Below are 25,566 nucleotides of genomic sequence, written 5' to 3' on the forward strand. Positions count from 1 at the left end.
TTACAGGGGCAGAAGAACGGTTTTCTGGCAGCTTCCGGCCAAAACCTGTCCTGAAATCAAGTACATGATTCTACCACCCCACGTCGCATTATGCTAATGCATTACACCCGTTCCCCAAGGAGTTGCCTTGCGTTCCAGCTCGGATTTCCCTTCGCCGGCACCACGTAAATGGTCTCAGACCATTCTGGCCTGCTTCTGGTTCAAACTGGTTGGCGCCACCACGTTTACGCTGCTGTTCTTTACGGTGTATCTCTACCTGTTGCGTCATCCAGGCAGTGCGGTGCATACCATTTCGCTCACCGCCGTTGACCGGTGGATTCCGTTCAATTCCAATGGCATGCCGATTTATGTATCATTATGGGTCTACCTGTTTTTACCGCTGATCCTGATGTTCTCAAGGCAGGAAATCACCACCTACGGACTACGGGCGGCCGCGCCCTGCCTGATCGGGCTGGCGATTTTCTTCTGGTGGCCCAGTGCCATCCCGCCGGTGGGCATAGACTGGTCGCTTTACCCCAGCGTGGCGTTTATCAAACAGGTCGACACGGCCGGCAATGCCTGTCCGTCGCTGCACGTGGCCACGGCGGTGTTTACCGCCTGCTGGCTGCACTGGCGCCTGCGCCTGCACCGGGCACCAGCCTGGCTGACCGGCAGCAACTGGCTGTGGTGCGCCGCCATTGCCTGGTCCACCATGGCCATTCGCCAGCATGTGGTGATCGACGTTGTGGCGGGCGCATTACTCGGGCTGGCGTGTGCATGGCTCACCGGCCTGAAGCAGCACGCCTTGCACGCGCACCGGCATGGATAGTCAAGAATACAAGCAATCGATGAATAAGGCGGGATGCATGCAGTTGCAGTACGAGGCAAATCCAGACGGTCACGATGCCGAGTCCGGCACGGTGCTGGGCGGCTGTTTCATTGGCACCGGCAAAGCCCCGGCCAGAACCTGGCCTGTCCAGCACGTTTGTGCACCGGTATTGGGGCAAACCGCCACCCAGCCCGAAGAACGCTGGCTGACCCGTGCCTGTTGCCAGTCAGGCCAGTCAGGTTCGATTCAGTATCGCCAGCAAGATGACCTGCTATTTGGCTCGCTGTCGCTGGCAGAGGCCGATTTCAGCCGGCAAGCCGTTCCCCCCTTGCAGGCCGCAGCCGAGTCGGCTTACCGGCAAATATTTGCCCTGCTGGAAGAGACCGGTCACCGTTATCTGTGGCGGGTATGGAATTACGTACCGCACATCAATGCCGAAGAGGCCGGCATGGAGCGTTACCGGCAGTTCAATATCGGTCGCCATGATGCATTTGCAGCCTGCGCGCGGCCGGTGGATGCCAGCCCGGCGGCCTGCGCGCTGGGCACACCGGCAGGCGAGCTGTCGATTGCCTTTATCGCCGCCAGACAGCCGGCCCTGTGCATCGAGAACCCGCGTCAGGTCAGCGCCTTTGCCTATCCGCCCGAGTACGGCCCGCGCAGCCCGACCTTTACCCGTGCCGCCCTGGCCACATTGCCCGGGCAGCACATCCTGTTTGTATCCGGTACCGCCAGCATCGTGCAGCACCAGACCGTACACGCAGGCGATGTGGCCGCCCAGACCCGGGAAACACTGACCAATATCCAGACCTTGCTGGCAGAAGCCAACCGGCAGACAGGACAAGCGCTGTTTGCGCTACCCGGTTTACAGTACCGGGTGTATGTCCGGCACCGTCAGGATTACGATACCGTGCGCGACATCGTGGACACCATCACCGGCAAGGCACCCGCGCTGTATGTGCAGGCCGATGTCTGCCGGCAGGACCTGCTGGTCGAGATCGAAGCACACGCCATCACCTGACCCTGAGCCGGCTCGCCAAAGGTCCGGCCTGCGTACAACCCGCAGCAGCCCATATCCCGGTAGCATTTCAAACTGCCTGTGCTAGACTTCAGTAGCATCAGCCTGCCACCAGACGCATCGCTGCCTGGCGGCGGGCACCATCGCTTTTTCTTGAGGTCGACGTAGTGAACTCCCTTCCCTTGCAGCTGGTCAGCAACCTGAGCCTGCCGCGCACCAACCTGACCGATCGGCTGCAGCACCTGCACCAGATCATTGCCTCGCGCTATCCTTTTGTCCATCGCTTGGCCATGGCCTTGTACGACCCGCGCACCGACATGCTGAAAACCTTCATCAGCAGCAATACCGATGGTCAGCGGCTGGTAGGCTATGAGGCGCGCCTGCAGGATGTACCGTCGCTCAAGAAACTGGCCGACGGGCATAGCAGCCGGGTGGTCAACGAGATTGACGAGGTATTCAACCGCCCCACCGGCCATACCTCCTGGCTGAAAGAAAACAATTACCAGAGCAGTTACACCCTGCCGGTGTTTCAGGGCAACCATCTGGCCGGGTTCATGTTTTTCGATTCGAAAGAATCGTATGTTTTCCTGCCGGAAGTCACCGAATTTCTGGATGTGTTTGCCGACCTGACCGCCCAGCTGTACCTGCTGGAACTGCGCGCCGTTAGGGGCTTGATCGGTACGGTGCAGGTGGCCAGCGGTCTGGCCCGGATACGGGACCTGGAAACCGGCAACCACCTGGAACGCATTGCCAATTATTCGCGGCTGATTGCGCGCGGCGTGATGGCGACCTATCAGCTGGATGACGAATTTATCGAATACCTGCACCTGTTTGCGCCGTTGCACGATATCGGCAAGGTCGGCATCCCGGATGACATTCTGCTCAAGCCCGGCCATCTGGACGAGGCCGAGTGGGTGGTGATGCGTCAGCATGTCGAGATTGGCGAAACCCTGATCAAGCAGATCATCGAAGATCTGGGCATGGAAGAAGGTCTGGCTACCGCCATCATGTACAACGTGGTGGCCTACCATCACGAGCGCGGCGACGGCTCCGGCTACCCGCGCGGCCTGACCGGCAAGGACATTCCCATCGAAGCACGGATTGTGGCGGTTGCCGACGTGTACGATGCATTGGCGCACCGCCGTCCGTACAAACACCCATGGACCGAGGCGGAAATTGCCCGCGAGTTGCACGATCAGGTCGCCATCGGGCATCTGGATGGCCCGTGCGTGGATGCCCTGCTGGCCAAACCGCTGGAGATCCAGCGCATCAAGGATGCTTTCCCGGATTAATCGTCGGGCTCAGCCCTCAGGGGTGTTCGGCATGCCCGTCCACCACCTGGCCATCCACCACCGAAATGATTTTGTCACAGCGGGACGCCAGTGCCGGGTTGTGCGTGACAAACAGCACGCTGGTGCCCTGGGTCTGGTTGACCCGGCGCAGAAGGTCAAACACGGCATCGGCACTTTTGGTATCCAGATTGCCGGTCGGCTCGTCTGCCAGCAATAACACCGGATTCATGGCCAGGGCCCGGGCCACGGCCACCCGCTGCTGCTGTCCGCCAGAGAGGCGCGCAGCCGGCTGGTCCTTCCAGGGCGTCAGGCCAACATTGTCGAGCAGTTCCGCGGCCCGAGCGGTGATGGTGGCGTTTGGAAACCCGGCATCGGCCAATAGCGGCATCATCACGTTTTCCAGCGCGGTAAACGCGCTGATCAGGTGATGGTACTGGAACACGAAACCGATGCTGTGCCCCCGCAAGCGGGTTAGCGCCCGGTCATCAAAGGTGGTGGTGTCCTCGCCGCAAATCGACAGGGCGCCGGCGGTTGGTCGGTCCAGCAAACCGATCAGGTTCAGCAGGGTACTTTTGCCGGAACCGGAAGGCCCCATGACGGCGCAAAACTCGCCCCGCAACAAGGTCAGGTCAATGCCGTGCAGCACTTCGGTTTCGTTAGGCTGGCCAACGTTGAAGGATTTTCTGACCCCCTGCAACTGGACGACAGGCGGCGGATTGGTCGTCATGAGATCAGCCACGGATAGCCACCACCGGGTCTAGTCTGGCCGCCCGCAACGCCGGCGCAAAGGCGGCAACCAGGCCGGTCACCGAGGCCAGCACCAGCGCCAGTACGAACAGCCAGGGGTCAAAGGTCAGCGGGAACATGGGCGTGCCGTCGGCATTGGTCGCCAGCGTCTGCCACAAGATCAGGGCAATACCGCCCAGCATGGAGCCGGCTACCGCGCCTCCCAGCCCCAGCAAGCCGCCTTGCAACAGGAACACCCGCAAGATCTGGCCACGGGAAATGCCCATGGCGCGCAAGATGCCGATCTCGCGCGATTTTTGCACGACTGACACGACCAGCACGCTGGCGATGCCAAACGCCACCGATAGCGCCACAAAGAAGCGGATGGCGGTGTTGACGGTGGTCTGTGCGCTGACTGCGGTAAAAAACTGCTCGTTGGTCTTGATCCAGCTATCGGCCTTCACGCCGGTTTGTAGGGTAATCCGCTGCGCGATGCGCTCGGCAGCGTATACATCCTTGACGGTCACATCCAGCACCGATACACCGCCCGCCAGCCCCAGCATGCTTTGGGCGGTGCGCAATGTCACATAGGTGGTGCGGGTATTGGCCCCTTTGTTGCCCAGGTCGAAAACGCCGCGGATGGTCAACGTGTTGTCGGTGCCGTTAGCGGCGGTGATACGCAGCTTGTCACCCACACCGACGCCGAGGTCACTGGCCAGCTCGGTGCCGATCAGCATGTCGGTACTGGCCAGACGCGCACTGCCACGCACCATTTTTTCATCCATCGGCACGATACGGTAATACAGGTCCGGTTCGATCCCGTTGAGCGAGATCGAACGGCTGGCGTCTCCGCGCAGCACCAGGGCCGAACCGGATACCGCCGGCGACACCACCTTGATATCCGGCATGCTGCGGATCTGCGCTGCAATGCTTTGCCACTGGTCGATGCTCTTCACCCGTTGCAGCGGTGCCTGCACGATGGCGCCTTCGACAGCCGTCCCTTTCTGGCGCAAGGGACGCACGACCTCCTTGGGCGGCAACAGCTGGATGTGCGACTGTCCCGACAACACCCGCTTGACGAAGTTACCCTGCAAGCCGCTCAGCAAGGCCGACATGAACACGATTACCCCCACCCCGATGGCCACCCCGCCAATGATGAACGCGGTCTGCATGCGGCCTTCGCGCAGAAACCGCAGCGCGACAATCCATTCAAACGGCAACCAGCGCGACAGTTGGGGCGACGTGGTCAGGCTCATGAAGCGGCTCGCCTTGCTTGCGGACGGATACGCATGCCGTCAGTGACAATGGCTTCGGAGAGCGGCACCACCAGATCATCGGCCTGCAAGCCTTGCAGGACTTCGCAAAACCCATGGCTGCGCAGACCAAGGCGGACAGGCTGCCGGTGAGCCCGGTTATGGGTGACTTTCAGCACCCAGGGGGCCGCAGAGTCGGCATCATGTATCGCATCCACCGACACCAGCACCGCCCGTGAGCGGCGCGCGACTTCGATATCGACCGACACGGTCATGTCCTGTTTCAGATACGCGGGCGGGGTGGGCACCACGAGCTTCATCTCCACCGACCCGCGCTGGGCATCCACCGCCGGGTTAATGAATACCAGCCGGGCAGGAAACTGCTGGCTGGCGTAGGCATCGGCCGAGGCCAGTGCCGACTGACCCTGATGCAGCAATTGCAGGTTTTTTTCATCAATCTGTACCACCAGCTGCGTTTCTCCCGTCGGGGAGAGCGTCAGCAACTCCTTGCCGGATTGCACGGTATCGCCCGGCTCGACCTGCCGCGCAATGATCATGCCATCGACCGGCGCCCGCACCGTGGCGTACTGAAGACGGGCCCGTGCAATGGCTGCATTGGCATTGGCCTGCGCCAGTGCGGCTTCCGCCAGTGCGGTATCGCTGCCGGTCGGACTGCTGGCCCCCAGTTGTTGCCGGGCCGTATTGACCTGCGCCTCGGCAACATCGGCAGCGCGCTGGGCTTCGTCCAGTGCGGCCTGACTGACAAAATGCCGGGCAAACAAATCGCGCTGGCGGGTAAGGTTTTGCCGGGCAGCATCGCGGTTGGCCTCTGCCTGTTTCAAGGCCTGCTCGGCCACCGGCCGCTGCAGCTCGTGCACTTGCCGCACATGCAGCGCCGCCTGCCGCACCGCTTCTTCGCTCTGGCGCAGGGTTGCAGCCAGCTCGTCCTGGTCCAGCACCAGCAGGGGAGCACCGGCCTTCACCTGCTGGCCTTCTTCGGCCAGGACTTGTCGCACCTTGCCGGTCATCTGCACCCCGACGGCGACCCGATGCGGCGTCTCTACCCGGCCACTGGCCACCACGGTCTGCACAAAATCCCGTTGCACCACCTGCTCGACCGGCACGACCGGACCGTTCAGCAAGCGGGGTACAAACACAGCCAGCAACACCACGCCCACCAGTGCCAGAATGGCCTTGCCGAGATGGCGCCGTAACACGGACAACAGGGATTTCAGGGCTTGCACGGGCATCAATCCTTGGATGACATCAGGATTCGAGTGTAGTCTCTGGACCATGGCTTGTCGACCATCGGCCATACGTTGTTTGCGCAAGCGCAAGGCTTTGGCCGTCAGGGAACGTTCTCTGGATTACCGGCCATCCGCTTGTCTGCCTTTGGTCACCCGGACTTAACCAGCCGGCACATGCAGGCGTATAGTAAGGCCAGAAGACACATGGTCTTGATGTAGATTGCATTCAGCTTTTGTTCAGCTAACCTCTCCCATACTGAGTAGGGCATATTAAGCCAACAATTGATTTATCCATGTGCCAAACATCGTCTCATTCAAGGAGAACAATTCATGCGTAAAACGACTGCATTTACCCTGGCTGGCCTGACCTTCGCCGCCCTGCTCGCGGCAGTACCTGCCATGTCAGCAGATACCACAACGACCGATACGACGACAGATACCACCACAACTACCCCCCCTGCTACCCCGATTACCCTGAGTAAAGGGGAAACCGATATCGCCAAGGCACTGGCAGCGGCCACCGTGACCGACAGTACCGATACCACCGCAACCGATGCCCAGCTGACCACCATCATGGGTTTGCGTGCCAGCGGCATGGGCTGGGGTCAAATTGCCAACAGCCTGGGCGTGAAACTGGGTGCCGCCGTCAGTGCCAGCAAAAAGCATGCGGCTGACGATACGACCACCGACACCACAACCGATGACAGCACGACCAGCAGCAGTTCCGGCCAGTCGGGCAAAGGCAACTCTGGCAATCACGGTGGTGGTAACCACGGTGGTAATGGCGGCGGTCACAAGAAGTAATGTCGTAGCCTAGTCACCCAGACAATCCGGGTGGCGTTTGCAAGCAGCGCGGCATGCTGTGCTGCTTGCATCACCAGATTGCCTTTTCCTGTGGCTAGACATGCGAAGCATCAGGAGAACAATAATGAACTTGAAAAACACACTTACCCTGTCCGGGCTGACATTGGCGACCTTGATCATGGCCGCCCCTCTGCAAGCAGCCACCACCTCAACCACAACCAGTACCGGCACGACGACGACCACGACCAGCAAAGGTCAGACCGATATTGCCAACGCGCTGGCAGCTGCCAGTGCTACCCCGACCAGCACCAAGGAAGACCAGCTCGCCATCATCCAGGCAGACCGTGCCAAAGGCATGGGCTGGGGTGAAATTGCCAACAGCCTTGGTTTACGACTAGGCGATGTCGTCAGCACCAGCAAAAAACATACGCCGACGACCACACAGGCATCGAAAAAGCATCACTCAACAGATAAAAAACATTCGTCAAAAGGCAAAACCAGACACATTGATGGCGATGATGCTGACGGTAACTCTTCACACGGCAACGGCCATAGCGGAGACCATGGCGGTAACGGTGGCGGTAAAAAGTAATACCGGTTAACAGACCGCCTCATTGACATCACGCACCCGCACGCCCGTCATGGCAACATGACGGGCGTTTTCATTCGGCGGTGCCGGCCGGTTCCGCCCGCGGACGGGCAGCGAGCATGGACAGTACCTCGGCCTCGGTAAATCTGGGGGTGAGATGTTGCGGGCAGTTCCAGTCCCACGCCACCACCCGGATCACCACCGCCCGTTCGATGCGGGCCCGATAACCGGGTGTCGCCAGTTGCGTCATCAGCCCGGGCGCTTCTTCTGCCTGGATGAGCGTGGCATGGCCCATAAGCTTCAGCCGGCGACGATGGGCGAAATCGATCAGGATCATCGAGATCCGGTCGTTGTGCTGCAGGTTGTCGCGGCTCAGGTACTGGCGGTTGCCGCTAAAGTCGGCATAGGCCAGGGTATGGGCATCCAGCACCTTGAGAAACCCGGCTGGCCCCCCGCGATGCTGGACATACGGCCAGCCGGCTTCATTCACAGAAGCCTGAAAAAAGCAGTCGCGGGCGGCGATGAAATCTACTTCGGTCTCCCGCAATGCCTGAGGATTGGCATCCAGTTGCCGGACAAGCGTCTCGTCACTGGTCTGCTGTAACTGAACAAAAGGCGAATGCATGATCCTGCTCCCGTAAGTGAGTGGCCGGGTTGAACCCCGTGTCAGTCTGCGCTGGCCATCTGTTCCAGCGCCGCCAGCACCTGGTCGCCCGCCTGTTCCATCTGTTGTACGGCACCCAGCATGGCGTCGGCGTCGCCTGCCCGGAAACTGCGGATGGCGTACTGGACATGCTGGTGCAACTGCAAATGCGGGGCATTCATGGCCCGATAGGCGGGCTGGTGCGCGTGATGCAGGCCCTCGCCCTCGTAGTACCATTTGCCCAGCCGGCAATGCGTGTGGTCGACAAAATCCTGTTCGGTTTCCTGACTGAGGCCGAACAGCACCCGGTACACCCGGAGCTTGAACAGGAGGTGGTCGATCTTGGCAACCTCGCAAAAGCCGCGCAAGGATGACCGGGCCGTGGCTTTCTCTGCCATGCTGGCCAGCTGCAACAGGCCAGACATGGTCTGTGCCGCCTGGGCGCCGTTCTGGCTAAAGGCGACGGCCTGACCGGCCAGGGTTTCCATGTGTTCGCGACTGGCGCGGCTGTCATCGCGGATGCCGGTGACCAGCCGGGCAATCTGCACGGTCGCCTGCGTTGTCCGTTCTGCCAGCTTGCGCACTTCGTCTGCCACCACCGCAAACCCGCGCCCGGCCTCGCCGGCACGCGCCGCTTCAATGGCGGCATTGAGTGCCAGCAGGTTGGTCTGGTCAGCCACCTCCTTGATCAGCTGCACGATGCCGCCAATCTGCTGGGCGCGCACGTCCAGTTCAGCGACCTGACTGGCGGCTTGCGACGAATTGCTCGCCAGCATTGCGAGCTGGCTGGAGATCTGCGAGATTTCTGCTGCGCATTGATCTGCCACGACCGACATGTCCGCAGCGCGGTCCCGCTCGTCCCGCATGCCGGTCGCCAGCGTACCCATGCTGCTCTGGGCCGCCGTCATGGCCCCGGCCATGCGCTGCATCTGCCCGACCAGGGCCATCAGTTGCGTGCGGTCTTGCCCCGCCTGTTGCAACTGGTCAGCCAGGGCGTCCGCACGTGCCGTCTCGGCAGCCGCCACTTGCTGTTGCGCCCCCAACTGAACTTGCAGGGTTGCCAGCTGCTGCTCCATCTGGCGAAGCTGTTTCCGCTGAACAAACATGTCTGCTATCTCCTTGATGACGGTGCTCAATCGGCCTAGGCCAATACGCCTGCCCTGACCTGCGGGAAGTCGATGGTCGTCCGGGCCACGTTGTTCACATAGTTGGTCAGGATATTGAGCGCGACCACCACCACGATCTCGATCACGCTGGCGTCATCAAACCCGGCCTGACGCAAAGCGGCCAGTTCTGCATCGCTGACGCGGCCATGGTCTGCGGCCACCCGGTAGGCAAACTGCAGTGCGGCGGACAGTTTGGCATCGCTGCTTTCGTGCTGGCGGGCCGCGGTGATTTCTGCGGCTGGGATGCGGGCGACATGTTCACCCAGATAGCTATGGGCAGACAGGCAATAGTCGCACTGGTTGAACTCGGCGATCGCCAGGGCGATCCGCTCCCGCAGCGCCACACTCAGCGAGCTTTTGGCCAGCGCGCCGTTCAGCGACAGATACCCTTCCAGCGCGGCAGGGCTTAGCGCGACCAGCTTCATCAGGTTGGGGGTAACGCCCAGTTGCTGCTGGACGGCGGCCAGCAGCGGTTGGCTGGCGGTCGGGGCTTGATCTACGGCGGGAATCTGAATGCGGCTCATGGTATTTCCTTTCGGGTGGCATCTGGTTATCACTGGCTTACGGTGTGTAACGCCATGGATGTCACTATGCCAAACGCCACCAGAAAGAAGAATATCTGTAAAATGAAAGAAATTATTTCGTTCAGAGGAATAATCAATGGACAAGTTTTACTGGATGACGGTGTTTGTGGCGGTGGCAGAGGAAGAGAGCTTTGCCGGGGCCGCCAGACGCCTGGGCATCTCGCCGCCGGCCGTGACACGGGCCATTACCGCACTGGAAACACAGCTCGGGGTGAAACTGCTGCAACGAACCACCCGCCATGTACGCATTACCGATGCCGGCCAGCGTTATCTGGAAGATGTGCGCCAGATTCTGGCGGCCGTCACCGAGGCCGACGAAGCGGCAGCTGGCGTGAATGCAGCTCCCCGCGGGCATCTGACCGTCACCGCGCCCGTGCTGTTTGGCAAGCTGTATGTGATGCCGGGCATTGTGTCTTACCTGCAGCACTACCCGGCGATGGATATTGCCGCCCTGTTTCTGGACCGGGTCGTCAACCTGCTGGAAGAAGGCGTGGATGTCGCGGTGCGGATCGGGTCATTGCCGGACTCCAGCATGAAGGCCATCCGGGTCGGTCAGGTCCGGCGGGTGCTGTGCGCATCGCCGGACTATCTGGCCAGACATGGTACCCCCGCCACACCGGCAGACTTGCGCGAGCACACCATCATTGCCGCCAGCGGCGTGACGCCGGGGGTGGAATGGCGCTTTGGCCCCGAGGATGCCCCAGTCGCCGTCAAGCTGCAGCCGCGCCTGACCGTCACCAGCAATGATGCGGCCATTGAAGCCGCACGCCAGGGGTTTGGCATCTGCCGCCTGATGTCGTATCAGGTCGCCACGGCAGTCGCCAACGGCCAGCTGCAGATGCTGCTGCCGGCGGACGAACGGGCGCCGTTACCGATTCATATCGTGCATCGGGAGCCCCGACAAGGCTCGGTTAAGGTCAGAAGCTTTATCGACTGGATGGTCGCCCGCTTGCGGGCCGACCCGCATCTCAACCCCGAACAGCCCTGATGCGTCAGGGCTATCGTGTTGGAGCGGGGTTATCCGTCAGCCGCCACATCACGAACTGCATCAGTAGCAGTGGCAGCACCAGACTGAGCGATCCGAACGGCAGCAGCCACAAACCGGGGACAAAACTGCTGCTGATCCAGGTATAGGCCAGCACCAGCACGATCTGGAGCGGCCAGAGCCAACGGCGTGGATAAAATGCCAGCATCAGTCCGATCACGGCCGCAAGGGCGCTGGACACCAGCAGGAAATCGGGCGGCCAACGGGTCACATGGCTGGATTCTAGCCAGGTCCGGCTACCGGTAGTGGACCACGCCACCCAGCACACGCATGCCATCCACAGCCACACCAGCGCCACCGCAAAGCGGCAGGCCGGCAGCGCCCATGCCAGCACGGACGGGGCCTTGTCTGCGGGGGTGGCAAATGTATCCGGGTCTCTTGGCGTCCGGCCCAGTACGGTGGTCACGTCGCTGGCATCTGCCGTATTGCTGCCGCTCTGGCTTTCTTCCAGCATTTTCAGGGCATCCGGGGTCAGGGCACTGGCAGGGTCCAGCTGGGCCACGCGGCCCATGACAGACGACACCACGTCGGGCAGGTCCAGCACCATGCCAGGTGCCGCCTGCATGCCGCTACGCAAATCTTCCAGGTACTCGGCCATCGTCATGTCCCGCGGGCCGACGGTCGCCAGGACCTTGGGAGCCCCCTCCTGCATGGTGATCAGTTTGACCACCACCTCGGCCAGATCGGCCGCATGGATGGGCTGGACCCGTGCGCGACGGGCAAACGGCATGGCCAGCATCGGCAAGGTGGCCAGCATGCGGAACATCTTGCTGCTGGCGCCTTGTGGTCCGTACACAATGGATGGGCGAAGAATGGTGGCGTTAAGCTGGCGCTGCAGCAAATCGGTTTCTGCCGCCCCTTTGGTGCGCCAGTACGGGGTAGGTGCCGTTTCGGCACTACCCAGTGCAGACACCTGAATCACCCTGGGCACGCTGCGCTGCTCGCAGGCAGCAAACAGGGCCACCGGGACGGCCCGGTGCAGCAGGTCAAAGTCGCCGGGCCGTGGCTCGCGGATAATGCCGACGCAGTTCACCACGGCATCAATGCTGTCGAGCAGCGGCAGCCAGGCCTCCGGTGTGGTCATCCGGTCGAAATCAATGACCTGCCAGTGATGGGCATCAGTGCTGGCGGGTTGCCGGCGTCCCACCCCCGTGACCTCATGTCCGGCCAGGCGTAATGCCGTGGTCACATGGCTGCCAATCAGCCCGGATGCACCTAAAACCAGTACGTTCATGTCTTGCCTCTCTTTGGCCCCGTCTGGGGGCCGGATATCCCGTGATATCTGCTTATCATGCCTGTCGCAAGGAGAGACTGCAATCGGCACTGTCGGGGATTCCCCCTCCCAAGGAGAGATTCTGGCCAGCCGGGGCTGGCTTTCTTGCCGCAAAGCGGTCAAATGCCGTCAATAAATTTGGTTTACGTCAAATTTGCCTGGCCAAGTCAGGTAAAATGCCGCCTGCAGGGTCCGTCTGGCACAAAACCGGTTAAGACCCTGTAAATACGGATGTTTTGTATTGACTTGTGCGCCGATAAATCCTAATCTAAATTATTTAGTTCTGAGAATAAAATATGTCTTCTGGGACGCGCTCTGCGCTGACGACCGTGTTGCAAACCATCCGCCAGCATAGCCCGGTCAGCCGGGCCAGCCTGACACGCATGACCGGTTTGTCGCCATCGGTGGTCTCGACCAGTACCAAACAGTTGCTGGAACGCGGGCTGCTGGAAGAACACGGCATTCATCAGGATACCCTTGGCCGGCCGCAAGTGTTGCTGAAAATCAACCCCTCACACGCCGTTGCCTTTGGCATGGCGCTGACCTGGAGCGGGTTGCACGCGGTAATGACGGATCTGGAAGGCACCGTTCTGGCCAGTCATGCCGTGCCACTGGTCAGCGATGCGCCGGATCAGGTGATTGCGCAATGCGTGGCGGAGATGGCCGAACTGCGTAAACAGCACAAGGTGCGCAACAAGGATATCGCCGGGGTCGGGCTGGCCCTGCCGGGCTGGATCGACAGCGAAACCGGCACCTGTCTCAAGTCTACTGTGCACGGCTGGAACGGGGTGCAGTTCCGCCCGCTGCTGGAAGACGCGCTGGGTTACCCGGCGTTTGTCGAAAACGATGCCAACGCACTGGCGGTGGGTGAAAAATGGTTTGGCCTGGCCAAGCACTACGAAAACTACGCCGTGGTCACCCTGGTAGACGGGATTGGCGCGGGGATTTATACCTATAACCAGCTTTACCGGGGTTCACGCGGAGCGACCGGCGAGTTTGGTCACATCAACATTGCCATTGATGGGCCTGCCTGTACCTGTGGCAAACGCGGTTGTCTGGAAGCGCTGGCCTCGATCCCGGCCCTGTTGCAACAGGCGGCGGCCGCCGGGTTGCCTGCCGATCTGCCCGGGCTGACCGCAGCCGCTGTCTCTGGCGACCCAAAAGCACAAGCCGTGTTTGAAACCGCCGGGCGCTATATTGGTTACGCGTTGTCCACGCTGAACCATATTCTGGATTTGCAGGCCATCATCATCACCGCACCGGCCGACTACCTGAACCCGTACCTGAAAGAGGCACTGGAAGTCAGTTACCGCGACAACAGCGTGCTGTTTGCCGATACCCGCATGGATATCCTGTACCAGGAAGAAGACTCCGACATCTGGGCGCTGGGCGCTGCCAGTCTGGCAATCCAGGCGTTTTATGAGCGTGGTGGCGTCATCCGCTAACCGCTGTGATAGGCCTTTTTGACGGCGTACATCCGCAGGTCTGCCAGTTCCAGCAGTAAATCCAGGTTATGGGTGTCGTCCGGAAAACTGGCGGCACCCATGCTGACATTCAGATGCAGCGTGTGCCCCTCGAACTCGAACGGCTGGCCAATATCGGCCTGCAAACGTTCTATCGTCGCATCAACACCGTCCGGGACATCCACCGGCGCCAGCATGATGACAAACTCGTCCCCGCCCCAGCGGGCAATGGTATCGGACTGGCGTGAGGCCAGCGCCAGCCGGCGAGCCAGTTCCTTGAGTACGGCATCGCCCACCCGGTGGCCATGGGTGTCGTTGATGGCTTTGAAGTCGTTCATGTCCAGCGCCAGCACGGCGACAGACGACTGGTCACGCTCATGCCGGGCCACGGCATTGCGCAGCCGGTCCATGAACAGAGAACGGTTGGCCAGGCCGGTCATGCTGTCGTGGGTGGCTTTGAAGAAGAGGCTGTCCCGGTCATAGCGGGTGGCAAAATACATGGCCGAACTCACGACATCGGATAACTGGCCCAGCAACTGCTCGTCCTTCTTGCCGAAGCGGTCCGGTTGCGATGACATGGCTTTGAGTACCCCGACAACCTCCCCCTGATGCACAAGCGGCATGACCATCATGGAACGCAAGCCGATCTGACGGCAAGCATCAATGGCCACCCGTGCGTCGGTTTCGGTATCGTTACAGCGGAGCAGTTTGCCAGCCCGGACGCACAGGCCGGAGAGGCTTTCGCCCTGTTTCAGGCGCAGGCCCAGAAACGGTTCGGCAATGCCGGAAGTGGCGGCGTAGACCATGTCCTCGTTTTCGACCAGCTCGATCACGGCACCATCTGCCTGCATCAGCGGCTGAACCCGTTCAACCACCAGGTTCATGACCTCGCTCAGGTCTAACCCCAGCCGGGCAATTTCGGACTGGACCTGGATCACTTGCATCAGTTGCGCTTTGGTTGCCATTGCCGCCTCCCGCCCCATTGTTCGCGCCGTCTTTCGTCCGGCTTGATACGCCCCGAGTATGGACATATCGCAAACAATACTCAACCCGCTGCCCACCCTGTCTTGTGGTGCCTGAACATGGCCCGGCGGTTGCACGCAGGTATCCGGCCAACGACCTGTCAGGACAAGCGCGCTGATGTGTCGCGTGATGACATCCGGCGTTTTCGCAACAACCGGCTGGCATCTCCGTGATCAACAGCTTATACAGGTAACTTTACGCCAAGTTGTTTTGTCTGTGCAGGGTTTTGATGCTGACACGGCCACTGCATGACATGGCATGCAGTGGCGACGCGCTTATTGGGTTTTGGTCACCTTGTTGAGGTGTCTTGGGGTATCCGGGTTGCTGCCCCTGGCTTCGGACAGCCGGGCGGCCATCACGTAGAACGCCTGAATCGCGAGGATCGGGTCGAGTTCCGGCAGGGCGGCCGTGGGCAAGGTCAGGTCACGGTCGGCCACATCCAGCGGTGCCGCCAGAATCACGCGCGCACCCAGCTGGCGCATGTCGCGTGCCAGTTGCAGCAAGCCGGCCATGGCCGGGCCACGGGTAGCAAAGATCAGCAGCGGGTAGCCTTCGTCGATCAGGGCCATCGGGCCGTGCTTGATTTCGGCGCCGGAAAACGCCTCGGCCTGGATGGCAGAGGTTTCCTTGCATTTCAGCGCCGCTTCCAGCGCCACCGGGAAACCCGTGCCGCGGCCAACCACCATGATGCGGCTGGCGGGGGTTAGCGCCTCGATGGCGGCAGACCAGTCGAGCTGGGTAGCCTGCTGCAACCCGTCCGGCAGCGCGGCAATGGCGTCATGCAGCGCGGCATCGTCCTGCCAGTGGGCGACCAGACGCGCGCCAGCCACCAGACTGGCAATAAAGCTCTTGGTCGCCGCCACGCTCTTTTCTGCGCCGGCGTGCAGGCCAAACGTCCATTCGGCCGATTGCGCCAGTGGCGACGAGGTATCGTTGACCAGCGCGATGGTACGGGCACCACCCGCACGGAAGTAGCGGATCGGTTCGATCACGTCCGGGCTCTGGCCGGACTGGGAAATGGCAATCGCCAGCGAGTCGCCGGTGTCCAGCGGCGCTTTTTCCAGCGTCACCAGCGACATCGGCAACGAGGTCACCAGTTTACCGATGCGAGACATGATCAGGTAAGCGAGGTAGGCGGACGCATGGTCCGAACTGCCACGGGCCACCGTGACCACGTTACGGGGCGGGTGCTGCCGCAGGCGTTCAGCCACCATGGCGTATTGCGCCTGGTCCTGTTGCAACTGCCGACGAATCACGTCTGCGGCACTACACGCCTCTTCAAGCATCAGTGAGCTCAATGCATTCTCCTTCTATATACACGGCAACCAGCCGCAGGTTACGGTCAAAGACCACCAGATCTGCCCAGTTGCCGACCGCCAGCCGTCCCCGGTCTTGCAGGTCCAGCAGCTCGGCAGGGTAACGGGACAGGCAGTCACTGGCCTCAGCCAGCGACAGGCCGACGTCGACCAGATTGCGCAGGGCCACGTCCATGGTCAGGGTGCTGCCGGCCAGTGTGCCGTCTGCCAGGCGTACACCGCCCATGCACTTGCACACGGTCTGGCTGCCCAGCTTGTAGTTGCCGTCCGGCATGCCGGCGGCGGCCGTGGAATCGGTGACGCAATACAGGCCGGGGATGGCACGCCGCGCCACGCGAATGGCGCCAGGGTGCACGTGTAGCAGGTCCGGAATCAGTTCGGCAAACCGGCCATGGGCCAGCGCCGCGCCCACCATGCCGGGTTCGCGGTGATGCAGACCGGTCATGGCATTGAACAGGTGGGTAAAACTGCTGGCGCCGCTTTCTAGCGCCGTGACCCCTTCTTCATAGCTGCCGAGCGTATGGCCGATCTGTACCCGGATGCCGGCATCCACCAGCGGCCGGATCAGCGCCATGTGACCGGTCAGCTCCGGTGCCAGCGTCAGTACCCGGATCGGGGCGATGGCGTGGAACGCCAGAATTTCAGCCAGCACGCCGTGGCGCGCCACATCGGGCTGTGCCCCCAGTTTGCCGGGGTTAATGTACGGACCTTCCAGATGCACGCCGAGCACCCGGGCGCAGCCGGCCGGCCGATCGGTCATGGCCAACGCCACGTCCTGCAGGGCGGTGGTGATCTCGTCCACCGGCGCGGTCATGGTGGTGGCCAGTAGCGAGGTGGTGCCGTGGCGGGCGTGCAGACGGCTGACGGTATGCACCGCACCATTCGCTTCCATGATGTCCCGACCGCCGCCGCCGTGGATGTGCAGGTCGATGAACCCGGGCAGGATATAGCCGTCGGCATTGTCCTCTGGCGCCACCGGTTGCCCAGTCAGGCCGGTAATCCGCCCGTCAAATGCCAGCTGGCCGTTTACCCAGCCGGTCGGTGTCAGTATGTTTCCCTTGAGCACGCTGTTTCCTCCTTACCTGCGCAGTTCGGCGACAAAGTCGTAATAATCGTTACGACAGTAGGTATGAGTCAGCTCGATGGCGAGGTTGTTCTGCAAATAGCCGACGCGGGTAATGTGCAGCATGGCGGTGCCGGGGGCGATGCCGGCCAGCGCGGCCTGCTCTTCGGTGGCGTTCACGGCACGGATGTGCTGCAAGGCCCGCACGATCGGGGTGCCGGCGCTGTCCAGCCACTGGTACAGCGAATCGCCCACCCGCTCCGGATGCGGCAGATAGCGGGCCGGCAAGGTCGTGGTTTCGATGGCCATCACCACGCCGTCGGCCTTCCTCAGGCGCTGCAAGCGGGCGACCTGCGTATTGGGCGACAGCCCGAGTTTCAGCACTTCTTCCTGCCGGGCAAAGCCGACGTCGCGCGAAATCCATTGCGAGGACGGGTGAAACCCGCGCAGCGACAGTTCTTCGGAAAAACTGGACAGCCGTGACAGCGGTTGCTCCAGCTTGGGGGTAATGTAGGTGCCGGACCCCTGACGGCGCATGATCAGCCCCTGCTCGAACAGCAGGTCCATCGCTTTGCGGGCGGTCACCCGGGATACGCCGAGCGCATCGCAAAAGGCACGTTCCGAGGGCAGGGCCTCGTTGGCATGCCAGACCCCGGCGTTAATGGCTGTGGCCAGTTTCTGGCTCAGCTGCAAGTACAGCGGGGTCGAGTTGTCTTCGTCTGGTTTGAGGGCCAGCAGTTTATCCATGTCGGTCTTCCATGCGTGTCCGGATCAGGGTCAGCGCGCCGTCCACCGACTGGCCTTTGGGCGGCAGAATGGGGCGGGCGCAGGGCTCAGGCAGATAGTGTATCAGTACCTGTGCCAATCCTCCGCACATGGCCAGCGGCAACTGGCCCGCCGGGTCCAGCGCATCGGCCAGCGACATGGCGTCTTGTGCGGCGGTCACCAGCAAGCGTCTGGCCAGCGGGTCGGTATCCGCACACTGCACCACCAGCGGGGCCAGCCGCGCATAGGCGTGCTGGTCGGCATCGCCCAGCCAGTTCTGCAGCGCCGTTTTGCTGCCGCCACACACGCGGATCACCTCTGCGGCCAGGACACTGCCGCTTAGCCGGCCGTCCAGCTGGCGCTGGGCCAGGTTGGCCGCCTGTTTGCCGAGCCAGGCACCGCTGGCTTCGTCACCGCTGATCCAGCCCCAGCCGCCGGCGCTGGTCCGGCGACCGTCCGGAAACAGAGCTTCACCCACGCTGCCGGTGCCAATGGCCACCACCGCCCCCGGCGCGCCGGCGTGGGCGCCCAGCAAAGTGGTAAAGGCATCGGTTTCCAGCGCAATGGCCATGAACGCGGGCGCCGCAGCCAGAAAGGCCGCAGCCCACACCGGGTTGTGCACGCCGGAGAGCCCCAACCCGATGGCGCAGTGTTCAGGCACAAAATCCATGCCGACCTGCTGGCAGGCTTGTTCGCACAGGCCGCGGATGGTCTGCCAGGCGTTGTCGATACCCTGCCCCAGCGCCGATGGTCCGCCTTCCACGCGCGCCAGAACGTCCCCGGCCGGGTTTGCCAGCAGCAAACGCGTACCTGTGCCGCCGCCATCGACGGCCATCAGACATTTCGGGAACCCATTCATGACATACTCCAGCCTGTGATTGGCATTTTTACAATACCAATTTAATACCTATTAAAACACAAGTGCAGCAAACCCGCAATCCGGCCATCAGATCAAAATCTGATTTTTCTGGTGAAAAACGGCCAAAAAAAGCGTGTTTATCGATTTAATTTCACTGTTTAGTGCAAAAAATAGGCAGCCACCCATCCGGGATACGCTGCCTGTCCGGCTGACAAAGGTATCTACATGGTATTAGATTTTGCCATCACGCCCGGGTGGCCGTCCGCCAGGCCTGTGCAAACGCCAGCGCCCGTTGTTGCACCTGGGCCGCCGTGTCGCCCGGCCGGTACAAGGCCCCGCCAATACCGAACCCGCTGGCCCCGGCCTGGACATACGCCGCCATATTGTCCGGCGTCACCCCGCCCACCGGCATGACATCGGTACTGGCCGGCAAGACCGCCCGCAAAGCCTTGATGGTCGCCGGGGGCACCTGCTCGGCCGGGAAGATTTTCAGCGCCTTGGCCCCCGCGGCCAGCGCGGCAAAACATTCGGTCGCCGTCTGCACCCCCGGCAGCGGCACCATGCCCTCCTTGAGTGCCGCGCGGATCACCGCCGGGTCCATATTGGGGGCCACCACCAGCTGCCCGCCTGCCTCTGCCAGTTGCTGCACGTTAGCCGCGGTTAGCACCGTACCGGCGCCGATCACCATCCGGCCGTCAAAGGCTTGCCGCAAGCGGGCAATGCTGTCGAACGGCGACGGCGAGTTCAGCGGTACTTCCATCAGCCGCCAGCCAGCGTCAAACAATACCTGGCCGATGGCGACAACCTCGTCCGGCTTCACCCCGCGCAAAATGGCCACCAGCGGCAAGGTATCCCGCGCCTGTTGCCATGCCTGTTCATGATTCATACCCAGCCTGCTTTCTTTGCTATCTGCCATAACCCGCGGGTCACCGCCTGCTCACCGTCAATGGCGATGCCCTGTACCCCGAAACAGGCCAACGCGGCCAGATACGGACCGGTGAGTTGTCCGCTGGCCACCACCCCGACCTGTGCCGGTTTGCCGGCCAGCCGCTGCAACCCCTGCACCATCTCGTAACCGATCAGCAGCCCGGACAACCACGACGACAGTGCCGCCGGGGTACGCTCGCCCAGCACGCCACGGGCACGCACGCCAAACAGCTGGTTCAGCCAGTCCGGATGCACTGACGCCACCGACAAGCCTTCCTGAAACGCCGCCTCATCCCAATCGGCATCGGCACACACCCGCCCGACCAGACTATGCTGCCGCAGCAGGGCGTACATTTCCCCGGTCATAAAGGTGTGCAGTGCGGTGATGCCGTCCGGCCCGCCTTCGATCCATTTGCTGTGCGTACCCGGTGCAATCAGCACCGGCAAGGTGTCAGAGAGGCCGACAAACTGGGTTTCCTCGCCACGCATCACGTCGGTAAACCCGGCCTTGTCGCAAAAACCGGCGACCCCGGGCACGATGCCAACCTGCCGCCCCGCGTATGCAAATACCCGTAGACCGTCCACCAGCCCGCTCAGCCCGACCGGCGCCTGCACGTAGGGCACTTCCTGCCAACCGACCGCACTGCCGGCCATGCCGCACACCAGTAGCGGCACATCCGGTGCGGCGGCCAGCCAGTCTGTCAGTTCATCCAGCAGGATGCCGGGGATGCTGCCCGCCGGACAGCGGGTAATTCCGGCATCTGATCGCCGGGTTTCGATGCATTGGCCACTGCGGTCATAGCGGAATGCCCGGGCATGGGTAGAACCCCAGTCGATACCGATCAGTGCGGTGCTCATGCCGGTGCTCCGGAAAAACGTTCCTGATCGCGTTTCAGCACGCGCCCGGCGCGCTGGCCGGTCAAGCGGCCGTTGGCCAGTGCATGCACGCCGTTCACCCAGACGTGCACGATGCCGAGTGCCGCCTGTTTGGGGTCGGCAAAGGTAGCGGCATCCTTGACCGTTGCGGGGTCAAACAGCACCAGATCAGCCGCGCACCCCGCCTGTACCCGTCCGCGCCGGCGCAGGCCAAAGGTGTCGGCCGACAAGGTGGTCATCTTGCGGATGGCTTCGCTCAGGTGAAACAGGCCGTGCTCGCGGCAGTAATGCCCCAGCACCCGCGGGAAGGTACCCCACAGGCGCGGGTGCGGGTGCGCGTCGTGCGGCAGCCCGTCCGAGCCGATCATGGTATGCGGGTAAGCCAGAATCTGGCGTACATCGTCTTCGCGCATCTGGAAATAAATGCCCCCGGCCGGCAACAACCTGCGGGCGGCTTCTTTCTGGTCGACACCCCAGTCGTCGGCAATCTCTTTCAGATAGCGGCCAGCGTGTTCCGGATGCGGCACCGACCAGCTGACCATGATGTCGATCACGCCGTCCACGTAGTCCGGATTCAGGGTGGTGGAACCGGCTGTATAAGGGTAGGCGTCCAGCCCCACCGGGTGGCGGTGCCGGCGTTCCGTGACCACCGCCAGGGTTTCGCCACTGCGACCCCAGTTGGCCGGCCCGGCGCACTTGTGATGCGACAGCACCACCTGCAAACCGGCGGCCTCGCCGGCGTCGCACGCTTCGTGCAGGGCATCGACCACGCCGTTGTATTCGTCACGGATGTGCGAGGTATACACCCCGCCGTGCGCGGCAGACACCTTGGCCAGCGCAATCACCTCGTCGTTACCGGCGGCACTGCTGGTCGGGTAAAACAGCCCGGAACTGAACCCGAGTGCGCCGGCCCGCATGCCCTCACTCAGCAGGGCTTGCATCTGCACCACTTCCGCCGCACTGGCCGGTTGACCGGTGTCGGCCACGGCGTTGACACGCAGGGTAGAGTGCCCGATCAGCACGCCAAGGTTGACGGCTGGCTGGGCGGCATCGGCGGCCTCCATATACGCCTGAACAGAAGGGTAACGGTAATCGTCCTGCCCGCCGATCAGGTTGAGCGGCGCGGGCGGCGCTGTGTCAGCCACCCACGGCGCCAGGCTGATGCCGCAATTGCCGGTGATGACGGTCGTCACCCCTTGCGACAGCTTGGCCTGCATGTCTGGCGCAATCATCACTTGTCTGTCGTCGTGGGTATGTACGTCGATAAACCCGGCCGACAAGGCCAGGCCGCTGGCGTCGATCACTTGTGCTGCGTGCCCGCTGCCGGGTGGCAGAATGGCGGCGATCAGGCCGCCGCGGCACAGCACGTCGGCGGCGTAAGGGGCGCAACCGCTGCCGTCATAGACGGTGGCGTGGCGGATCAGGCATTCGTTTGGGGTGTCGGTCATGGTCAAGCATCTTCCGAAGGGGTGTCGTTAGCGGCGCGGTGCGGGTCCAGCAGGGCTTTGGCGCGGCGGATTTTTTCCATGATGCGCGGCCCGCGGCGCAGCGCGGTACCGATGGCCAGAATGTCCATGATGCCCAGGTGCACCAGCCGCGATACACCGGGAGTGTAAGGGTCGGTATGCTGCGGCAGCCGGACCAGTAGCGGGATGTCGGCCACCCAGCTAAGTGCGCTGCCGACGCTGGTCAGCGCAATGGTGGTGGCGCCGCATTGGCGGGCAATTTTCAGGCTGTCGATGATTTCCTGGCTGCGGCCCGACAGCGAAATGCCGAAGGCCACATCGCCCGGTTCCAGCAGGCCCGCCGACAACCGCTGCAAGTGGCCGTCGGTAAAGGCGCTGGCGGCAATATCCAGTCGCAGAAAGCGCAGGTAGGCGTCTTCGGCCACCACGCCGGACCCCGCCCCCACGCCAAAAAAGTAGATGCGCGGCGCCTTGCTCAATGCCTCGATGGCGGCTTCAAAAGCGTGCGAATCCAGATGATTGCGGGCAAAGGCCATGGTGTCGTTGACGGCATCAAACACCTTGTTCATCAGGGTCAGCGTATCGTCGCTGACCTCTACCGTCTCGGACGCGTACGGCAAGCCGCCGGCCACGCTTTGCGCCAGCCGCACCTTGAAGGCACGCAAGCCCTGGCAGCCGATGGCACGGCAGAAACGGGTCACGCTGGGCTCAGAGACATCGGCCCGCTGCGCCAGTTCGGCAATGCTGGCGTGAATGGCAAAATCAATGTCGGCCAGAATGGTCTCGCCCACTTTGCGCTCGGCCGGCCGCAAGGTGGGCAGGTGGTCCTGGATCAGCGGTATCAGATTGGTATCCGGCATCTCGGCTTTCCTGCTGGGCGGTGCGTCTGTCACGTCATTAAAAGAAGGTATTCACCACCGAGCGGATGGCGTATGCATCATCCACGACCGGCAGCACCGCCCATTTGTCAAAGGTGGTGCACGGGTGCGAAATGCCGCAACCGATCAGGTCACCTACCGCCAGTTGCTGGCTGACCGGGTGGCCGTCCGGCAGGCGCAGATAGGCGTGCTGGTCGTTCATTTTCTCGATGCGGAAACCGGCGTCCAGCGCCAGCGGCGTACCGGTCTGGCCTGGGCGGTGGTACCAGGCGGGGATGGGCAGGTCGATGTCGTAAGAGGCATCGCGCTTGCCCATGGTCAGGATCGCCAATGTCGGTTCCGGGCGTGACTGCACCATGCTCCAGACTTCCAGCGCCGGCAGCAGGCCACCCGCCGGCAAGCCCGGCTGGCGGGCGCGCATTTCGTCGATCAGTCCGTGGTAGAAACCGTGATCGTGGGTCAGGTAACAGCCGCTGCGGAGCAGCGGCAAGACCGGACGGGACAAACCGCTGGCCTGCATGAAGCCGTTGGCGACCAGATCAAAATAGGCCGAGCCGCCGGCCGACAGGACGATCTGCGTGCCGCCAAACAGACCGGCGGCGTCGCAGCGACGGGTAATCTCGCACAGCAGATCGACAAATGCCCGTACCTTGGGCAGGTCATCCGCGCGATGCGCGCTGACCAGTAGCCCTTCATATCCTTCGATCCCGGCCAGCACCAGCCCCGGGGCGGCGTGCACCTGGCTGGCCAGTTGCAACACTTCGTCTGCATCGCGACAGCCGGTACGCCCGCCTGTCAGACCCAGTTCCACCAGTACCCCCAGCGGCCGTGCCAGCTTGGCCTCGCGGGTGGCACGGGCCAGACGTTCCACGCCGGCTGCAGAGTCCACCAGCACCATCAGCTCCAGCGCTGGGTCCTGTTGCAGCAGATGAAGGGCGGCACGGATGTCGGCCGGGGCCACCAGCTGATTGGCCACCAGCATCTTGCGCACGCCAAAGCGGTAAGCCACCTGCACCTGCGCCATCGTCGCCAGGGTAATCCCCCACGCGCCGCTGGCCAGCTGCAGGTCAAAGAGTTGCGGGCTCATGGTGGTTTTGCCGTGCGGCGCCAGCACCGCCCCCATCTGCTCGCAGAAGCGGCGCATCCAGTCGGCGTTGTACTGCAAGCGGCTTTCTTTCAGGACCGCCACCGGGTAAGACACATCGCCAGAAAGGATATGCCAGCCCTGCGCCCCCACCTCCGACTGGCGGAGCGGTGCATTCAGGGGCAGGCCTTTGCAGCCCGGCAACAGGGTTTGCTGATTCAGGCCGGATACATCCAGCGCGGGGGTCGTTCTCATGATCGGTATCTGCTTTCAGTCGTTGATCCGCTGGCCGGAGGGGGTATCGAACAGGTGAATCTTGTCGAGCGGGAACGCCAGATGGACTTGCTGCCCCGGCGCCACGTCCAGCCGGCGATGCGCGGCCACGCAAATGGCCACATCGGCAATCTTGCCGTAAAAATGCGTCTCGGCACCGGTCGGCTCCACCACGTTGACGTTGGCGGTAATCGGCCCGCTGCTCACGGTGTCGATATGTTCCGGACGAATACCCAGCGTCACCTTCTGCCCCGGTTGCGCGGCACTTGCCGGCAACGGGAAGGCGCCTCCGCCCTCGGTCAGCAGTACCGGGCCGTTATCACCCGCCGCGACCGTGCCCTCGATGAAGTTCATGGACGGAGAACCGATGAAGCCCGCCACAAACAGGTTGGCTGGCCGGTCGTACAGTTCCAGCGGCCGGCCGACCTGCTCGATGCGGCCGGCGTTCATCACCACAATGCGGTCGGCCATGGTCATGGCCTCGATCTGGTCGTGGGTCACATAGATCACGGTGTTTTTCAGGCGCAAATGCAATGCCTTGATCTCGGTGCGCATCTGCACCCGCAGCTTGGCGTCCAGGTTGGACAATGGCTCGTCAAACAGGAACAGCGACGGTTCGCGCACCACGGCACGCCCCATGGCCACCCGTTGGCGCTGGCCGCCCGACAGGGCACGCGGCAGGCGTTCCAGATACGGGGTCAGGTTCAGCATCTTGGCCGCGGCCTCGATACGCGGACGGAAGACCGACTCCGGCTCCTTGCGCAATTTGGGACCAAAGGCAATGTTGTCGAATACGCTCAGGTGCGGGTACAGGGCATAGCTCTGGAACACCATGGCAATATTGCGTTTTTGCGGCGGCAGCTGGTTGGCCCGTACTCCGCCAATCAGCAGGTTGCCGCCGCTGATGTCTTCCAGCCCGGCGACCATGCGCATCAGGGTGGTTTTACCGCAGCCACTCGGGCCAACCAAGACCACAAATTCGCCATCCTCAATCTGCAGGTCTACCCCGTGCACCACCTGTGTGTCGCCATAACGCTTGAAAATCCCGTCCAGCTGTACTGCTGCCATTGCCTCTCTCCTGTATTAACCTGTTGCCCCGGGCGCCTTGCGGCATTCTGCCCGGGGGCT

26 protein-coding genes are annotated in these 25,566 nt (G+C 62.4%); 8 read left to right on the forward strand and 18 right to left on the reverse strand.

The window, feature by feature from the left end; translation table 11 throughout:
- Window positions 1-127: 127 nt before the first annotated feature.
- From F552_RS0117400 to F552_RS0117410, 3 genes are all read left to right on the forward strand, one after another.
- A complete protein-coding gene (locus F552_RS0117400; protein ID WP_018153053.1) occupies window positions 128-808 on the forward strand; it encodes a phosphatase PAP2 family protein in 681 nt (226 codons plus the stop codon).
- A 37-nt stretch (window positions 809-845) separates the two neighbouring features.
- Window positions 846-1,826: a chorismate transformation FkbO/Hyg5 family protein gene (locus F552_RS0117405; protein WP_018153054.1), complete on the forward strand. Its 981-nt coding sequence runs from the start codon at window positions 846-848 to the stop codon at window positions 1,824-1,826.
- A 164-nt stretch (window positions 1,827-1,990) separates the two neighbouring features.
- Complete coding sequence (locus F552_RS0117410; protein ID WP_211208308.1) at window positions 1,991-3,115, forward strand: HD-GYP domain-containing protein; 1,125 nt, start codon at window positions 1,991-1,993, stop codon at window positions 3,113-3,115.
- Window positions 3,116-3,131: 16 nt separating this feature from the next.
- Here F552_RS0117410 and F552_RS0117415 read toward each other — a convergent pair whose 3' ends face one another.
- The 3 genes from F552_RS0117415 to F552_RS0117425 are packed head-to-tail and all read right to left on the reverse strand — an operon-like array spanning window position 3,132 to window position 6,344.
- Window positions 3,132-3,842: an ABC transporter ATP-binding protein gene (locus tag F552_RS0117415; RefSeq protein ID WP_018153056.1), complete on the reverse strand. Its 711-nt coding sequence runs from the start codon at window positions 3,840-3,842 to the stop codon at window positions 3,132-3,134.
- Window positions 3,843-3,846: 4 nt separating this feature from the next.
- Window positions 3,847-5,097, reverse strand: coding sequence for an ABC transporter permease (locus tag F552_RS0117420; RefSeq protein ID WP_018153057.1), 1,251 nt, complete (start codon window positions 5,095-5,097; stop codon window positions 3,847-3,849).
- Window positions 5,094-6,344, reverse strand: coding sequence for an efflux RND transporter periplasmic adaptor subunit (locus F552_RS0117425; RefSeq protein ID WP_018153058.1), 1,251 nt, complete (start codon window positions 6,342-6,344; stop codon window positions 5,094-5,096). The genes F552_RS0117420 and F552_RS0117425 overlap by 4 nt, the downstream gene beginning before the upstream one ends.
- 48 nt (window positions 6,345-6,392) lie before the next feature.
- On the opposite strand from F552_RS0117425, the gene F552_RS20605 reads away from it, so the two are divergent.
- The 3 genes from F552_RS20605 (at window position 6,393) to F552_RS0117435 (ending at window position 7,737) form a co-directional block, all read left to right on the forward strand.
- The gene (locus tag F552_RS20605) at window positions 6,393-6,560 is read left to right on the forward strand and encodes a hypothetical protein (protein ID WP_018153059.1); all 168 of its coding nucleotides are present in this window, start codon (window positions 6,393-6,395) and stop codon (window positions 6,558-6,560) included.
- Between the two features lie 111 nt (window positions 6,561-6,671).
- A complete protein-coding gene (locus F552_RS0117430; protein ID WP_018153060.1) occupies window positions 6,672-7,145 on the forward strand; it encodes a hypothetical protein in 474 nt (157 codons plus the stop codon).
- A 124-nt stretch (window positions 7,146-7,269) separates the two neighbouring features.
- The gene (locus F552_RS0117435) at window positions 7,270-7,737 is read left to right on the forward strand and encodes a hypothetical protein (RefSeq protein WP_018153061.1); all 468 of its coding nucleotides are present in this window, start codon (window positions 7,270-7,272) and stop codon (window positions 7,735-7,737) included.
- Between the two features lie 70 nt (window positions 7,738-7,807).
- Here F552_RS0117435 and F552_RS19765 read toward each other — a convergent pair whose 3' ends face one another.
- The 3 genes from F552_RS19765 to F552_RS0117450 are packed head-to-tail and all read right to left on the reverse strand — an operon-like array spanning window position 7,808 to window position 10,067.
- Window positions 7,808-8,359, reverse strand: a complete 552-nt coding sequence (locus tag F552_RS19765; protein WP_018153062.1) for a pyridoxamine 5'-phosphate oxidase family protein — start codon at window positions 8,357-8,359, stop codon at window positions 7,808-7,810.
- Window positions 8,360-8,400: 41 nt separating this feature from the next.
- Window positions 8,401-9,483 (reverse strand): methyl-accepting chemotaxis protein, encoded by a 1,083-nt coding sequence (locus F552_RS21015; RefSeq protein WP_018153063.1) that lies wholly within the window; start codon window positions 9,481-9,483, stop codon window positions 8,401-8,403.
- A 35-nt stretch (window positions 9,484-9,518) separates the two neighbouring features.
- Window positions 9,519-10,067: a carboxymuconolactone decarboxylase family protein gene (locus tag F552_RS0117450; protein WP_018153064.1), complete on the reverse strand. Its 549-nt coding sequence runs from the start codon at window positions 10,065-10,067 to the stop codon at window positions 9,519-9,521.
- Window positions 10,068-10,203: 136 nt separating this feature from the next.
- Between F552_RS0117450 and F552_RS0117455 the strand changes: the two genes are divergently transcribed.
- A complete protein-coding gene (locus F552_RS0117455; protein ID WP_018153065.1) occupies window positions 10,204-11,115 on the forward strand; it encodes a LysR family transcriptional regulator in 912 nt (303 codons plus the stop codon).
- A gap of 10 nt (window positions 11,116-11,125) precedes the next feature.
- On the opposite strand, the gene F552_RS0117460 is transcribed toward F552_RS0117455, so the two are convergent.
- A complete protein-coding gene (locus tag F552_RS0117460) occupies window positions 11,126-12,406 on the reverse strand; it encodes an SDR family oxidoreductase (protein WP_018153066.1) in 1,281 nt (426 codons plus the stop codon).
- 335 nt (window positions 12,407-12,741) lie between these two features.
- On the opposite strand from F552_RS0117460, the gene F552_RS0117465 reads away from it, so the two are divergent.
- The gene (locus F552_RS0117465; protein WP_018153067.1) at window positions 12,742-13,890 is read left to right on the forward strand and encodes an ROK family transcriptional regulator; all 1,149 of its coding nucleotides are present in this window, start codon (window positions 12,742-12,744) and stop codon (window positions 13,888-13,890) included.
- On the opposite strand, the gene F552_RS0117470 is transcribed toward F552_RS0117465, so the two are convergent.
- The 11 genes from F552_RS0117470 to F552_RS0117520 all read right to left on the reverse strand — a co-directional run bounded on the left by F552_RS0117470 (window position 13,887) and on the right by F552_RS0117520 (window position 25,506).
- Window positions 13,887-14,873, reverse strand: a complete 987-nt coding sequence (locus tag F552_RS0117470) for a sensor domain-containing diguanylate cyclase (protein WP_033375701.1) — start codon at window positions 14,871-14,873, stop codon at window positions 13,887-13,889. The two genes, F552_RS0117465 and F552_RS0117470, sit on opposite strands and share 4 nt — an antisense overlap.
- Before the next feature lie 333 nt (window positions 14,874-15,206).
- On the reverse strand, window positions 15,207-16,229 hold the full coding sequence (locus F552_RS0117475; protein ID WP_026182858.1) for an SIS domain-containing protein: 1,023 nt from the start codon (window positions 16,227-16,229) through the stop codon (window positions 15,207-15,209).
- Window positions 16,210-17,313, reverse strand: a complete 1,104-nt coding sequence (gene nagA / locus F552_RS0117480; RefSeq protein ID WP_018153070.1) for an N-acetylglucosamine-6-phosphate deacetylase — start codon at window positions 17,311-17,313, stop codon at window positions 16,210-16,212. Before nagA ends, F552_RS0117475 begins: the two co-directional genes overlap by 20 nt.
- A 12-nt stretch (window positions 17,314-17,325) precedes the next feature.
- The gene (locus tag F552_RS0117485; protein ID WP_018153071.1) at window positions 17,326-18,057 is read right to left on the reverse strand and encodes a GntR family transcriptional regulator; all 732 of its coding nucleotides are present in this window, start codon (window positions 18,055-18,057) and stop codon (window positions 17,326-17,328) included.
- Entirely contained in the window at window positions 18,050-18,934 is an 885-nt protein-coding gene (locus F552_RS0117490) for a glucosamine kinase nucleotide-binding domain-containing protein (RefSeq protein WP_018153072.1), read from the reverse strand. Before F552_RS0117490 ends, F552_RS0117485 begins: the two co-directional genes overlap by 8 nt.
- A gap of 244 nt (window positions 18,935-19,178) precedes the next feature.
- On the reverse strand, window positions 19,179-19,820 hold the full coding sequence (locus F552_RS0117495; protein WP_018153073.1) for a 2-dehydro-3-deoxy-6-phosphogalactonate aldolase: 642 nt from the start codon (window positions 19,818-19,820) through the stop codon (window positions 19,179-19,181).
- A complete protein-coding gene (locus F552_RS19770; protein ID WP_018153074.1) occupies window positions 19,817-20,719 on the reverse strand; it encodes a 2-dehydro-3-deoxygalactonokinase in 903 nt (300 codons plus the stop codon). Before F552_RS19770 ends, F552_RS0117495 begins: the two co-directional genes overlap by 4 nt.
- The gene (locus tag F552_RS0117505) at window positions 20,716-22,185 is read right to left on the reverse strand and encodes an N-acyl-D-amino-acid deacylase family protein (RefSeq protein WP_018153075.1); all 1,470 of its coding nucleotides are present in this window, start codon (window positions 22,183-22,185) and stop codon (window positions 20,716-20,718) included. The genes F552_RS19770 and F552_RS0117505 overlap by 4 nt, the downstream gene beginning before the upstream one ends.
- 2 nt (window positions 22,186-22,187) lie before the next feature.
- Window positions 22,188-23,063 carry a MurR/RpiR family transcriptional regulator gene (locus tag F552_RS0117510; RefSeq protein ID WP_018153076.1) on the reverse strand — a complete coding sequence of 292 codons (876 nt, stop codon included), beginning with the start codon at window positions 23,061-23,063 and terminating at the stop codon, window positions 22,188-22,190.
- Between the two features lie 37 nt (window positions 23,064-23,100).
- The gene (locus F552_RS0117515; RefSeq protein ID WP_018153077.1) at window positions 23,101-24,420 is read right to left on the reverse strand and encodes an amino acid deaminase; all 1,320 of its coding nucleotides are present in this window, start codon (window positions 24,418-24,420) and stop codon (window positions 23,101-23,103) included.
- 15 nt (window positions 24,421-24,435) lie between these two features.
- Window positions 24,436-25,506: an ABC transporter ATP-binding protein gene (locus tag F552_RS0117520; RefSeq protein WP_018153078.1), complete on the reverse strand. Its 1,071-nt coding sequence runs from the start codon at window positions 25,504-25,506 to the stop codon at window positions 24,436-24,438.
- Window positions 25,507-25,566: the final 60 nt, after the last annotated feature.

It is taken from the genome of Leeia oryzae DSM 17879 (assembly GCF_000376945.1).
In the GTDB taxonomy this organism is placed as follows: domain Bacteria; phylum Pseudomonadota; class Gammaproteobacteria; order Burkholderiales; family Leeiaceae; genus Leeia; species Leeia oryzae.

Bases quoted from the DNA above. Each gene is read 5' to 3' on its own strand.
- F552_RS0117405 (WP_018153054.1), top strand. From the start codon at position 846: ATGCAGTTGCAGTACGAGGCAAATCCAGACGGTCACGATGCCGAGTCC.
- F552_RS0117415 (WP_018153056.1), bottom strand. From the start codon at position 3,842: ATGACGACCAATCCGCCGCCTGTCGTCCAGTTGCAGGGGGTCAGAAAA.
- F552_RS0117420 (WP_018153057.1), bottom strand. From the start codon at position 5,097: ATGAGCCTGACCACGTCGCCCCAACTGTCGCGCTGGTTGCCGTTTGAA.
- F552_RS0117425 (WP_018153058.1), bottom strand. From the start codon at position 6,344: ATGCCCGTGCAAGCCCTGAAATCCCTGTTGTCCGTGTTACGGCGCCAT.
- F552_RS0117430 (WP_018153060.1), top strand. From the start codon at position 6,672: ATGCGTAAAACGACTGCATTTACCCTGGCTGGCCTGACCTTCGCCGCC.
- F552_RS0117435 (WP_018153061.1), top strand. From the start codon at position 7,270: ATGAACTTGAAAAACACACTTACCCTGTCCGGGCTGACATTGGCGACC.
- F552_RS19765 (WP_018153062.1), bottom strand. From the start codon at position 8,359: ATGCATTCGCCTTTTGTTCAGTTACAGCAGACCAGTGACGAGACGCTT.
- F552_RS21015 (WP_018153063.1), bottom strand. From the start codon at position 9,483: ATGTTTGTTCAGCGGAAACAGCTTCGCCAGATGGAGCAGCAGCTGGCA.
- F552_RS0117450 (WP_018153064.1), bottom strand. From the start codon at position 10,067: ATGAGCCGCATTCAGATTCCCGCCGTAGATCAAGCCCCGACCGCCAGC.
- F552_RS0117455 (WP_018153065.1), top strand. From the start codon at position 10,204: ATGGACAAGTTTTACTGGATGACGGTGTTTGTGGCGGTGGCAGAGGAA.
- F552_RS0117460 (WP_018153066.1), bottom strand. From the start codon at position 12,406: ATGAACGTACTGGTTTTAGGTGCATCCGGGCTGATTGGCAGCCATGTG.
- F552_RS0117465 (WP_018153067.1), top strand. From the start codon at position 12,742: ATGTCTTCTGGGACGCGCTCTGCGCTGACGACCGTGTTGCAAACCATC.
- F552_RS0117470 (WP_033375701.1), bottom strand. From the start codon at position 14,873: ATGGCAACCAAAGCGCAACTGATGCAAGTGATCCAGGTCCAGTCCGAA.
- F552_RS0117485 (WP_018153071.1), bottom strand. From the start codon at position 18,057: ATGGATAAACTGCTGGCCCTCAAACCAGACGAAGACAACTCGACCCCG.
- F552_RS0117490 (WP_018153072.1), bottom strand. From the start codon at position 18,934: ATGAATGGGTTCCCGAAATGTCTGATGGCCGTCGATGGCGGCGGCACA.
- F552_RS0117495 (WP_018153073.1), bottom strand. From the start codon at position 19,820: ATGAATCATGAACAGGCATGGCAACAGGCGCGGGATACCTTGCCGCTG.
- F552_RS19770 (WP_018153074.1), bottom strand. From the start codon at position 20,719: ATGAGCACCGCACTGATCGGTATCGACTGGGGTTCTACCCATGCCCGG.
- F552_RS0117505 (WP_018153075.1), bottom strand. From the start codon at position 22,185: ATGACCGACACCCCAAACGAATGCCTGATCCGCCACGCCACCGTCTAT.
- F552_RS0117510 (WP_018153076.1), bottom strand. From the start codon at position 23,063: ATGCCGGATACCAATCTGATACCGCTGATCCAGGACCACCTGCCCACC.
- F552_RS0117515 (WP_018153077.1), bottom strand. From the start codon at position 24,420: ATGAGAACGACCCCCGCGCTGGATGTATCCGGCCTGAATCAGCAAACC.
- F552_RS0117520 (WP_018153078.1), bottom strand. From the start codon at position 25,506: ATGGCAGCAGTACAGCTGGACGGGATTTTCAAGCGTTATGGCGACACA.